This is a genomic window from Primorskyibacter sp. S87 (assembly GCF_049801055.1).
Taxonomy (GTDB): Bacteria; Pseudomonadota; Alphaproteobacteria; order Rhodobacterales; family Rhodobacteraceae; genus JBNAGF01.
Genome location: NZ_JBNAGF010000013.1, coordinates 60,837 through 72,527, shown reverse-complemented (window position 1 = coordinate 72,527; position 11,691 = coordinate 60,837). Strand labels below are relative to the sequence as shown.

At 59.4% G+C, this 11,691-nt stretch carries 10 protein-coding genes; all 10 read right to left on the bottom strand.

Annotated features, from left to right (window positions below; genetic code table 11):
- Positions 1–29: 29 nt before the first annotated feature.
- The 10 genes from ACP15U_RS18615 to ACP15U_RS18570 all read right to left on the bottom strand — a co-directional run bounded on the left by ACP15U_RS18615 (position 30) and on the right by ACP15U_RS18570 (position 11,687).
- A complete protein-coding gene (locus ACP15U_RS18615; RefSeq protein ID WP_028288587.1) occupies positions 30–1,082 on the bottom strand; it encodes a branched-chain amino acid ABC transporter permease in 1,053 nt (350 codons plus the stop codon).
- A gap of 3 nt (positions 1,083–1,085) precedes the next feature.
- Complete coding sequence (locus ACP15U_RS18610; protein ID WP_028288586.1) at positions 1,086–1,970, bottom strand: branched-chain amino acid ABC transporter permease; 885 nt, start codon at positions 1,968–1,970, stop codon at positions 1,086–1,088.
- Between the two features lie 15 nt (positions 1,971–1,985).
- Positions 1,986–3,941 carry an AMP-binding protein gene (locus ACP15U_RS18605; protein ID WP_233145719.1) on the bottom strand — a complete coding sequence of 652 codons (1,956 nt, stop codon included), beginning with the start codon at positions 3,939–3,941 and terminating at the stop codon, positions 1,986–1,988.
- A gap of 46 nt (positions 3,942–3,987) precedes the next feature.
- Entirely contained in the window at positions 3,988–4,767 is a 780-nt protein-coding gene (locus ACP15U_RS18600; protein ID WP_028288584.1) for an ABC transporter ATP-binding protein, read from the bottom strand.
- A 211-nt stretch (positions 4,768–4,978) separates the two neighbouring features.
- Positions 4,979–5,818, bottom strand: coding sequence for an FAS1-like dehydratase domain-containing protein (locus tag ACP15U_RS18595; protein WP_028288583.1), 840 nt, complete (start codon positions 5,816–5,818; stop codon positions 4,979–4,981).
- Positions 5,819–5,828: 10 nt separating this feature from the next.
- Entirely contained in the window at positions 5,829–6,992 is a 1,164-nt protein-coding gene (locus tag ACP15U_RS18590; protein WP_028288582.1) for an acyl-CoA dehydrogenase family protein, read from the bottom strand.
- 3 nt (positions 6,993–6,995) lie between these two features.
- A complete protein-coding gene (locus tag ACP15U_RS18585) occupies positions 6,996–7,790 on the bottom strand; it encodes a citryl-CoA lyase (protein ID WP_100160969.1) in 795 nt (264 codons plus the stop codon).
- Complete coding sequence (locus ACP15U_RS18580; protein WP_028288580.1) at positions 7,790–8,704, bottom strand: SDR family NAD(P)-dependent oxidoreductase; 915 nt, start codon at positions 8,702–8,704, stop codon at positions 7,790–7,792. The genes ACP15U_RS18585 and ACP15U_RS18580 overlap by 1 nt, the downstream gene beginning before the upstream one ends.
- Before the next feature lie 12 nt (positions 8,705–8,716).
- Positions 8,717–9,676, bottom strand: a complete 960-nt coding sequence (locus tag ACP15U_RS18575) for a hydroxymethylglutaryl-CoA lyase (protein ID WP_028288579.1) — start codon at positions 9,674–9,676, stop codon at positions 8,717–8,719.
- A 4-nt stretch (positions 9,677–9,680) separates the two neighbouring features.
- Complete coding sequence (locus ACP15U_RS18570; protein ID WP_142494836.1) at positions 9,681–11,687, bottom strand: acetyl/propionyl/methylcrotonyl-CoA carboxylase subunit alpha; 2,007 nt, start codon at positions 11,685–11,687, stop codon at positions 9,681–9,683.
- Positions 11,688–11,691: the final 4 nt, after the last annotated feature.

The window sequence follows — 11,691 nt, the reverse complement described above, 5'->3', positions numbered from 1 at the left end:
TCCTCCCAGGTTTAGAGCCGCTCTATTTCTCAGTAAGGAAACGGCCAGATACGGTATGACGACTTCAGGATGTTCCAGCGGTGCATCAGCCCCTTGGGTTCGAGGATCATAAACAATGCGATCACGCCGCCAAGAACGACATTCATGCCAGCGAACACGATGTCACCGCCAAGGAATGATACCGAGTCGGCGATATTGGGGCCGACCGTCGCGATAATTTCCTGGATGATGCGGATAATGAAGACGCCGATCAGGGCCCCCACGATTGAACCCATCCCGCCGACGATGATCATCGCGACGAAGAAGATCGAGTGAAACAGGGTGAACTGGTCTACCCCCACGAAGCGGATCAGATAGGCCCAAAGCGCCCCGCCGACGCCCGCATAGAAAGCGCCGATCAGGAAGGCATTTGCCTTTGTGGCCGCGACATTGATCCCCATTATACCCGCGGCCACGTCATCATCCCTGACCGCCACGAAGGCACGGCCGAAGCGTGACCGAACGATCCCGAACGCGCCCGCCACCATGATCGCGGTCACGGCGAAATTCAGATAGAACTGCGAAGATTCGCTGACAAATCGCTGCCCGAAAAGCTCGGCCGGGGGCACGGTGATACCGTTCGATCCACCCAGCCAGGTTGACGGCAGGTTCAATACGGCAAAGTGGAACAGGAACTGAGCTGCAATCGTGGTCAGTGCCAGATAGAACCCCTTGATCCGCGCCGCGGTCAAGCCAAAGAGAAAGCCGAACAGCGCAGCCGAGAGCCCGGCCAGAGGAATGGTCAGCAGAAACGTAAGGCCGGTCTTCGAGGCCAGTATCGAGGCCGTATAGGCGCCGACCCCCATGAACGCCGCCTGACCCAGGTTGATCTGGCCCGCATAGCCGGTGCAGATCTGAAGCCCGACGGCGATGACGGCGCTGATCATCATCATATTCAGGATAGCGATGATACGGCTGCTCACCAGGTAAGGCGCCAACAGCAGTAGAGCCATGAATACGACGAGGGCCAGAAACTGCCAGCGCGTTCGGATCAAACGTCTGTCACTGCGATAGCTTGTCGGGAATACGCCAGAAGGATCCATGGATTACACCCGTTCGATTGTGCGCCAGCCGAACAGGCCGGTCGGCCGGATCAGCAGAATGGCAAGCATTATGATATATGGAACGACACTGCCGAGCGAGCCACCGATCAACGGATCAAGGTAGTTGGTGGTCAAGCTCTGCGCGATGCCGATGATTATTCCTGCCAGGATAAGCCCGCCGATGGATTCCAGCCCGGCAAAGAGCGCCACCGGCAGGGCCGCGAACCCGATATCCGAGGCCAGGAAGGTCAGCGATTTGCCGCTGAGAAAGATCATCGCACCAATTGTGGACAGGATTGCCCCGAGAACCCAGGCAACGGCAATCGAGCCTTTCACCGAAATGCCCATCGAGGAAGCTACGACGTGGTCCTCCGCCACAGCGGTCATACGGAGGCCGGACCGGGTCCGGTTGAAGAACCACGACAGGCCGACGGCCGCGACAATGGTGATGATCCCACCTATCAGGAGGTTCATCGGGATCAACATATCGCCGAGGAACAAGGGTTTCAGCGGAAAAATGATCGGGAAGGGTCTTACCGCGGGACCGAACACAAGCAGCACCAAACCGCGCAGCAGGATCAAAAGGCCGACGGTGACCATGACCATCGAGAAAACCGATTCACCGATCAGCTTTGTCAGGAAAATCCGTTCGATTGCGTACCCGACCAGCCCGGCCAGAACCAGCGAAAGGGGTATCGACAACCAAAGGCTAAGCCCCGCTTGCATCGTTGTGAACCAGACGATGAACCCGCCGATGATCACAAGCTCGCCCTGCGCGAAGTTGAACACCTTGCTGGCGCGGTAAATCACAACAAAGCCCATGGCCACCAGCGAATACAGAAGGCCGATCAAAGCCCCGGTAATGATGTCATTGATGAAATAGACCATTGTCGCCGACCTCCTTTAAGATTTGGACTGCCGCTTGGCAGCCTTCGATGCGTTTTCAACATCCGACACGCGAACCGTGGTCTTGAGAACGCCTTGACGGCCGTCCTGATAGGTCACAGCGATTTCGAGATCTGTCTCGTCATCGCCAGCATAGATCGCCTCGACGAGCTTGGCATACCGTTCCTCCAGAAAGGCCCGGCGAAGCTTTCGGCTGCGGGTCAACTCGCCTTCATCCGGGTCGAGTTCCTTGGGAAAATTCGCAAAACGTGCCACGCGCGAGCCTTCGGGCAGGAGCGCATTGATGCGCGCCACTTCGCCTTTGATAAGGTCCAGAACTTCGGGTTTCTGCGAGAGATCGGTGTAGGTCGAAAAGCTGATCTTGTTCTCTTCCGCCCAACGCCCGAGAACTTCCATATCGATATTGATAAGCGCGCTGACGAAGCTCCGGGTTTCGTCGCCCAAGGTCATGAGATCCTTGATGAAGGGGCTATACCGCAACCGCGTTTCGATGAATTGCGGCGGATAGCTGTGCCCATTTGCCAGGCGGCGCATATCCTTGACACGGTCAAAGAACAAAAGCTCGCCGTCGTCGGTCATCGACACCGCGTCACCGGTCTTGTACCAACCGTCTTCGGTCAATTCCTCTGCGGTCTTTTCGGGCTTGCCGTGATAGCCACCGAAGCCCGATCCGCCACGCACCTGAAGCTCCCCTTCGTCCGAGACCCTGTATTCCAGCGGTTCGCCGTAGTTCGTGTTGCTTTGCATCCAGCTGCCGCTGGTTTCCAGCTGATAGCTTTCGCCGACATGCGCGGTCAGAAGGCCGATTTCGGTCGCGCCATACACGTTGCGCAGCTTAACCCCCATCGCGTGGAACATACGAAAGACGTCAGGTGCCATCAGGGCGCCGCCGCTCATTGCGTTTTTGGCCTTACCAAGGCCAAGATTGTCGCGCAGGTGATGCAGCACCAGAGCTTCGGCAAAGGGAAGCTGCAGGCGTGCGGCAAGGCTGGGGCTACGCCCCTCCAGCCGCTCCACATAAACGTCGTGGCCGACCTTCATACCCCAGTTGTACATCGCATTGCGGATTTTACCCGCCCCCAGCATCCGGGCCTGAACGATGGAGGCGAGATTTTCCCACTGGCGCGGGCTGAACACCAGTGCGTCGACCGCCAGTTCGCGAATGTTGGTCAGTACGTCTTCAGGGCCTTCGGGGAAGTTGACGACCATGGGCGCGATCAAACCGATCGACAGGCCGAAAATCTGTTCCGTGACCCAGGCCGGCGAAATGTAGGTCAGGTATTCGGTGCCCGGCGCGATTTCGATTGCCCCCATCACCCGCGAGCAATTGTCGAACAGGTAGCGATGGCTGATGACAACGCCCTTGGGTTTTCCCGTGGTACCCGAGGTATAGGACAGCAAGGCGGTATCGTCCGCCCGTCCACGTTTTACGTGTTCTTCAAATCTGGCGGGTTCCTTGGCGTGGATCTGACGCCCGGCCGCGCTCACACTTTCAAACGAATGCAACAGGGGATGATCATAGCCCCACAGACCGGAATCGTCCCAGTAAACGACCGCCAGGGCGCCCGAGTACTTGCCCGCAATCTCGATGCATTTATCGACCTGCTCCTGATCCTGTGCCAGAAAAATCCGCGTTTGCGAGTCTTCGGCCAGATACAGAATCTCTTCAGCGTTTTGATCCGGATAGACAGACAGGACTTTGCCGCCTAACGACTGGACGGCGTATTCAGCCCAGAAATGTTCGGGTTCGTTTTCGCCAATCATCATGACGGATTCGCCAGCCGACAAGCCCAGGTTCTCCAACCCGAGAGCCAGGGCGCGAACCCTGTCAAGAACATCGGCCCAGGTGAATTCACGCCAGATGCCCAGGCGCTTGTGCCGTTCGGCGAGGTTGGTCGGTGTGGATGTCGCTCGCGCGAGCAAAACCTGCGGCAGGGTTTCGCTATGTGTCACTGCTGGGTCCGAAAAGACCATTGCTGTCCGTTGTTTGACCATGCCGCTACCCCAGATATGCCTTTATGACAGCCGGGTCCTTCTGGATTTCTTCCGGGGTGCCTTCAGCGATGACCCGCCCGAAATCCAGCACCACGATCCGGTCGGCAAGGTCCATCACGACGCCCATGTCGTGCTCCACCAGAACTACCGGAATCTTGCGCGCCTCGCGCACATCGAGAATGAAGCGCGCCAGGTCTTCTTTTTCCTCCGAGTTCATGCCGGCCATCGGTTCATCCATCAGCAGGATCGACGGTTCCTGCGCCAATGCACGGCCCAGATCGACACGCTTGCGCAACCCATACCCCAACGTGCCCACGGGCCGGTTGCGGATTGCCTCGATCTCGAGAAAATCGATGATCTCCTCTGCGGCTTCACGATGTTCCGATTCCTCGCGCATCACGGGACCGAACTGGAAAAAAGCCTGGACTACATTCGATTTCATCAGCATGTGGCGGCCGATCATAATGTTTTCCACCACCGTCTGCCCGGCAAAAAGATGGGTGCCCTGAAACGTCCGCGCCAGACCGCGCCGGGCGATCTGGTCAACACGCAGGCCGGTCACGTCCTGCCCGGACAATTCGACACGGCCCTTCTGCGGACGGTAGAAGCCCGCAGTCACGTTTAGAAGTGATGTTTTTCCGGCTCCGTTCGGTCCGATAATTGCAAGCAATTCATCGTCGGCCACAGAAATGCTCACATCGTCGAGCGCGGTCACACCGCCAAATTTCAAAGTTGCACCACGCACCGCAAGCGGTGAGGATACGTGCCCGTTATTCGTGGTCATGTTGCGGCCCGTGCTTTTGCCCCACACCTCATGGAGGCGCGCATAGCCTGACCGCACGGTTTTTCGTTGGTTACGAGTTTTCCTCGCATTGTTCCTCCTCCCACCTCTAAATTCAGAGGTTTGCCTGGTTTATTTACCAAGTCTCTCCGCGAAGCCTAACAGATGTTAGAAAAATTGGTCAACAACTGAATTCGCTACCGAAGAAGACCGATCAGACGGCCGCGTACTCTGCGGAAAAGCTTCGAAGACCTTTTTGATCCTGACACCAGACTGTCCCGGAGGTGCCGGTCCCTTCATTGTGCAGTTGCAATTCGCAGGGCAGGGTGAGTGGCGCGAGGCCACGGAACGAAAACCGGTGGGGCGATGTTTTCAACGCACCCGCCGCCAGATTCAGAAGCAGCGTGGCCTGCAATGGGCCATGCACAACAAGTCCGGAATAGGCTTCGGTTTCGGTGGCGTAGACGTAATCATAGTGAATGCGATGGGCATTGAACGTCAGCGCCGAATAGCGAAACAGAAGAACAGGATCCGGTGTCAGCGTCGATCTAAGCGTGTTGGGGTCACCCGCGTCAGCTGCGCTCTCGCCCGTGCGGGGGGTGGAAATCTCACGATAAACGATCGTTTGCTGCTCCCGGATACAAAGCCGGTTGCCACTCAGATACTCATGTTCGACGGTCACAAAGACCAATGGTCCACTACGGCCCTGCTTGGCCACAATATTCCTGATCGAAGAGCGTCGGGTGATGGTTTCGCCGATTTTCAGCGGCGCGATATGCGTAACATCGCCGCCAGCCCACATGCGGGCGGGCAGCAGAACAGGGGGCAGAAATCCACCCCTCGCGGCGTGGCCGTCTTCTGACAGGGCGGCAGCTGGCACGGTATCAAGGGCAAGGCACCAATGAACCCCCAGCGGGACATCGCCGGCTTCGTCCCAAAGATGCGGACCGAGCGTGGCGCGGAATTTGTCGATCAGCCCCTGCGTCAGAACATCTTCCTTGGTCTCGGTGCGTCCCAGCCAGGGCGCCAGCGCGTCAAGGTCGATCTCACCCATGTTTCTGGCCTCAGAAGGATCGGGGCATGCCGAGGATATGTTCGCCGACATAGGAGAGGATCAGGTTGGTCGAGATCGGGGCGACCTGATAGAGGCGCGCCTCGCGAAACTTGCGCTCAACATCGTACTCCCGTGCGAAACCGAAGCCGCCGTGGGTCTGGATGCAGGCATTGGCCGCTTCCCAGCTGGCTTCCGAAGCCAGCAGCTTGGCCATGTTCGCCTGTGCACCACAATCCAGTCCGGCATCGAACCGCCTGCAGGCTTCAAAGCGCATCAGATTGGCGGCCTCGATGTTCACATAGGACCTGGCGATAGGGAATTGCACACCTTGGTTCTGGCCGATGGGACGGTCAAAGACCACGCGGTCGCCGGCATAGGCGCGGGCCTTGTCAACGAACCAGTATCCATCACCGATGCATTCCGCCGCAATCAGGGTCCGTTCGGCGTTCAGCCCGTCAAGAATATGGTAAAACCCGCGCCCCTCGGTGCCGATCAGGTTCTCGGCGGGGATTTCCAGGTTGTCGAAAAACACTTCATTGGTTTCGTGGCCGGGCATGTTGGCGATGGGGCGGACCTCCATCCCGTTGCCGATTGCCTCTTTCAGATCGACCATAAAGATCGACAGGCCCTGCGACTTTTTCTTGACCTCGCTCAGCGGCGTAGTGCGGGCCAGCAAGATCATCAGGTCAGAATGCTGGATACGGCTGATCCAGACCTTCTGGCCATTGATCTCATACCGGTCACCCTTCTTGACTGCGATGGTCTTCAGTTTGGTGGTGTCGGTCCCGGTTGTCGGTTCGGTCACGGCCATGGATTGCAGGCGCAACGCGCCGCTGGCAATACCGGGCAGGTATGTCTGCTTTTGCTCATCCGAACCATGCCGCAGCAGCGTGCCCATGTTATACATCTGCCCGTGGCAATGGCCCGCGTTTCCGCCGCAGCGGTTCACCTCCTCCATGATGATCGAGGCTTCGGTCAACCCCAGACCCGAGCCACCGTATTCCTCTGGGATCATCGCGGCAAGCCAGCCCTCGCGGGTCAGCGCATCGACGAATTCCTCGGGGTAGGTTTCGTCTTCGCCGAACTTGCGATGATACTCTGGCGGAAACTGCGCGCAAAGTGCGCGCAAGGCATCGCGCAGATCGGTGTGAGTGTCTGGGGCTGACGTCTGCATCGTTCAAGCCGCTCCCGGGCCGGAGGTTTCGAGGATTTCCTCTTCGGCGCGCTGCCACAATTCATAGGAGATCGGGTTTTCGCTCTCTTCGAGGATATGACCGACCAGGCCGATGGCGCGCGCCATGACGCCAAAGCCCCGCACGATCTTCCAGGGAAAGCCGAATTCACAGCAGATCGCTCCGATCGCACCAGTGGCGTTAATCGGCAGCATCTTACCCGATTTTTCTTCGGCAACGGCCTGAATTTTCTGGATCAACTCGATGTATTCACCGGACTTGCCGTTCTCGGCAGCGATCTGGAACAGGCGCGGGGTGCGCGGATCGACCGGTTTGTGCACCGGATGTCCGAGCCCCGGCACGATCATCTTGCGGGCGCGGAATTTTTCTACCGTCTCGACGGCCAGCGCATCCAGATCGACACCGGTGCCCAACTTGTCCTGTGGCAGTGCCTCGTAAAGCATTTTCGAGGCACCTTCCATAGAACCGACAAAGACGGTGCCCAGCCCACACAAGCCAGCCGCCACAGCCGCCTGAAGCGATTCCGGCGCCCCCATATAGGTCATCCGCGCCGCCAGGGCCGAGGGCGTGATACCATGTTCGACCAGGGTAATGACGATGGCGTTGAACACCCGGCTTTCCTCGGGTGTGGCCTTGCGGCCCGTCAGTTGCAGGAACGCCAGATCGCCGAGGTTCATGTGGCCCAGGATCTCGTTGGGCAGGTCGAGGCCACGCACGCTGATCTTGTCAGGGGTGCTCCAGGCAATGCTGGAGCTGATTTTTTCTTTGCGTTTTCCCATTAGACCGGATCCCATGAAAAGACATCCGCCGAAACTTCGAGCGGCGTGAACTGCGATTTGAGCGCGGGAATGGCGCGATCGGCGATTTCATCGGCGGTCCAGCCATCACCGGAATGAACCGACCGCACCGGGCGGGGCTGGTTGAACAGGAAGATCTCGTTCTTGCGAACCGCAAAGATCTGTCCTGACACGTCAGCCGCGCGGTCGCTCATCAGGAAACAGGCCATCGGTGCAACCTTGGCCGGTGTCATCTCCTTGATCTTTTCGACCCGTGCCACCTGTTCCGGGGTGTCTGTCTTGATCGACGAGATCATCCGGCTCCAGGCGAAGGGCGCGATGCAGTTTGACCGCACGTTCCAGCGCTTGAGATCAAGCGCAACAGATTTTGAGAAGGCCGCGATGCCCAGCTTCGCGGCAGAGTAGTTCGCCTGGGCAAAATTGCCGATCAGCCCCGAGGTCGAGGTCATGTGCACGAGCGCGCCGCTTTCCTGTTCGCGGAAATAGTCGGCGGCCGCGCGGCTGGTATTGAAGGCACCATAAAGATGGACCTTCACCACCGCGTCGAAATCCTCATAGGTCATCTTGTGGAAGTAACCGTCGCGCAGAATGCCGGCGTTGTTTACCACCGCGTCGATGCGACCGAATTCCTTGACCCCGGCTTCGATCATCGCGCGCGCGGCATCGGGATCGGTGACAGAGCCGCCATCGGCAATGGCATCGCCCCCAGCGGCCCTGATCTCTTCGACGACTTTCTGCGCCGCAGTTTCTGTCTGACCGGTGCCTTTCAGGGATGCGCCCAGATCATTGACCACCACGGCGGCGCCTTCGGTAGCTGCCATCAAGGCGATATCACGCCCGATCCCACCGCCGGCCCCGGTGACCAGAACGACCTTTCCGTCAAGTGCTTTTGTCATCTTCTTGCTCCCTCAGAGTGACTTGCGGTATTTGTCCAACCCGCCGGTGTGCATGACCCGGCCCATGAGCGGCACACCGATGATCTCTTCTGCTTTGACCGCCGCTGCGATCAGCTTGTCCAGATCAATGCCGGTTTCGATGCCGAGCTCGTGACACAGGAACACTGCATCCTCGGTGCAGACATTTCCTGCGGCGCGCGCGTGGCCGTGGCCCGCGAAAGGACAGCCGCCAAGACCGGCGACGGAGCTTTCGAACATGTCCACGCCCATCGACAGGGCCGCATAAACGTTGGCGATCCCCAGCCCACGTGTGTCATGGATGTGCATACCGATGCGCGCCTCGGGCGCCAATTCGCGCAGGGCGCCGATCATCCGTTTGACCGCCTCGGGGTTTCCCCAACCCATGGTGTCGGCGACCACGAGGATCGGCACGGGGATGTTCTCTTCTTCGCATAGCTGAAGGATAAAGCGGAAATCGTCCAAGATGCGTTCTTGGGGGATGGGGCCCTCGAGGTTGCAGCCGAAAGCGGTCATCACATAGGCCGCGTCGACGGTATATCCCTCTTCCTTGTAAAGACGGACCCAGTCACGTTGTTTTTCCCGCATCTCGGCCGAGGAACAATTGTTGTTCGATTGGGCGAATGCTTCGGAAGGATAGAACAGCAGACGCGGGTCGATATCGACCTCATGCGCGGTCAGGGCCTTGCGAAACCCTTTGTCGTTCAGCCACAGCGATGTGTAGTTCACGCCCGGTTTGCGCTTGATACGCTGGAACAACTCGCCGGTGTCCGCCATCTGAGGAACGTATTTCGGGCTGACAAAGCTGCCGACCTGAATGCGTTTCAAGCCGGTTTCGCTGAGCATGTCGATCAGTTCGATCCGCTCTTCGATCGGGTAAATCTTCTTTTCGATCTGAAAACCCTCACGCGGGCCTTCTTCACGAAATTCTACGAATTTGGGAAAGTCGCTCATTTCATCACTCCTCGGATGGCAGGATCTCGGCGATGACCTGGCCGCGATCGACCATGTCCCCATTCGAGACGGATATATTGCTGGCGATCCCGGCCGCGGCCGCCCGGATCGAGATTTCGAGTTTCATGGATTCCATGACCGCGACCACGTCGCCTTCGGCCACGCTCTGACCATCGGAGACCTTGATTTCGACAATCATGCCGGTCAGCGGAGAGGTCACGGCGCGATCCGCCGCGGCATCGCCGCCGGCAAAGGCAAGGGGCGCGGCGGGCCGAAAGACCAGGCGGCCTTCGGGCGTATCCAGTTCGATCACGCCCGCGTGCAGGCGCGCGTCGATCAGATGGACGGTGTCGCCTTCGCCGACACGCCAACGGCCCGGGGTCAGTTCACGTGCCGACAGTATCAGCGCCTCGCCTTTCTCCGAATGGATGGTGTACTTGGCACCCGGTTTGACTGGACTGACGCGCAGTTCTTCGGATACCTCGTCAGAATCGGTAAGCGTCACGCGCTGCCCCGCTTCAATCGCATCGCCGCCCAGTCCAAGCCGCCAGCCGGTAAAGGCATCACGGTTGGTCCAGGGATTGGCGTCTGTGTCGCTGCGCGACTGGGTCACGAAGAGAATGGCAGCGGTCGCCTTCCACAGATCTGGGCGGGTCAGGCCGGGTGCCTGTGTCAGCTCATCCAGCCTGCCGTCGATCCAGCGGGTATGCACCTGCATCCGTTCGAATTCATGGTTTCGCGCCAGCGCCGTTAGAAAGGCGCGATTGGTCTCGACACCTTCGACCGCGACATGATCAAGCGCCGTGGCCAGACGTGCCAATGCGGTTTCCCGGTCGGGCGCGTGCACGATCAGCTTGGCGATCATCGGGTCGTAGTAGGGCGTGACGGCATCGCCTTCTTCGACGCCGCTGTCGATGCGCAGGCCCGATGGCAGGCTGAGCGTGGAGAGCGTGCCCGTCGACGGGGCGAATTGCATCGCCGGATCTTCGGCGTAAAGCCGCGCCTCGACCGCGTGGCCGTTGATCGTCAGATCGTCCTGCACCAGTCCAAGGCCCGCGCCTTCGGCAATCCGCAGGTGAAGCGCGACAAGGTCCAGCCCGGTGATCGCTTCGGTGACGGGATGTTCCACCTGAATGCGCGGGTTCACCTCAAGGAAGAAATACTCGCCACCCGCGACCAGAAATTCGACCGTGCCCAGCCCGCGATAGTCCAGCGTTTCGCCCAAGCGCACCGCGTCGCGTGCGATGTCGTCCAGAAGCGTTCGGGGCAGACCCCAGGCCGGGGCTTCCTCGATGACCTTCTGGTGGCGGCGCTGAAGCGTGCAATCGCGTTCGAACAGATGCACCACATGGCCCTTGCCGTCACCTGCGATCTGCACTTCAACATGGCGCGCCTCGGGCAGGAAACGCTCCAACAGCAGCCCTTCGGAGCCGAAGGTGGATTTTGCTTCGCGCAGCGCGCCTTCGATGTCCTCGACCAGCGTGGTCTCGTCAGTGACGAGCCGTTGTCCGCGCCCACCACCGCCGCCGACCGCCTTGAGCAGCACCGGCAGGCCCATTTGGCGCACCTCCTCGGCAATCTGCTCGGGATCGGACCGCGCACCTTCGGCGCCCGAAATCACCGGGACGCTGGCCGCCACGGCGGCCTCTTTGGCGCTGGCCTTGTCGCCGAAACGTTCAAGCGTTTCCGGCGTCGGCCCCATGAAGATCATGCCGGCGGCTTCGACCGAACGAGCAAAATCGGGGTTTTCGGCCAGAAAGCCATAACCGGGATGGATCGCATCCGCGCCCACTGATTGCGCAGCGGCAATCACCGCGTCGATTTTCAGATAGCTCTCGGATGCAGGCCCGGCACCGATACAGACAGATTTGCCGATCTCGCGGACATGCAGGGCATTGGCATCGGCCTGCGAATGCACGCCGACAGGGGTGATACCGCTGGCCCGCGCGGTGCGCGCGATCCGGCAGGCAATTTCGCCGCGGTTGGCGATCAGAAGCGTTTTGATTTTCACGGTT

What these genes read in the sequence shown, in the direction of transcription:
- ACP15U_RS18590 (WP_028288582.1), bottom strand. Translation starts at nt 6,992, where the DNA reads ATGCAGACGTCAGCCCCAGACACTCACACCGATCTGCGCGATGCCTTG.
- ACP15U_RS18595 (WP_028288583.1), bottom strand. Translation starts at nt 5,818, where the DNA reads ATGGGTGAGATCGACCTTGACGCGCTGGCGCCCTGGCTGGGACGCACC.
- ACP15U_RS18615 (WP_028288587.1), bottom strand. Translation starts at nt 1,082, where the DNA reads ATGGATCCTTCTGGCGTATTCCCGACAAGCTATCGCAGTGACAGACGT.
- ACP15U_RS18585 (WP_100160969.1), bottom strand. Translation starts at nt 7,790, where the DNA reads ATGGGAAAACGCAAAGAAAAAATCAGCTCCAGCATTGCCTGGAGCACC.
- ACP15U_RS18610 (WP_028288586.1), bottom strand. Translation starts at nt 1,970, where the DNA reads ATGGTCTATTTCATCAATGACATCATTACCGGGGCTTTGATCGGCCTT.
- ACP15U_RS18600 (WP_028288584.1), bottom strand. Translation starts at nt 4,767, where the DNA reads ATGACCACGAATAACGGGCACGTATCCTCACCGCTTGCGGTGCGTGGT.
- ACP15U_RS18580 (WP_028288580.1), bottom strand. Translation starts at nt 8,704, where the DNA reads ATGACAAAAGCACTTGACGGAAAGGTCGTTCTGGTCACCGGGGCCGGC.
- ACP15U_RS18575 (WP_028288579.1), bottom strand. Translation starts at nt 9,676, where the DNA reads ATGAGCGACTTTCCCAAATTCGTAGAATTTCGTGAAGAAGGCCCGCGT.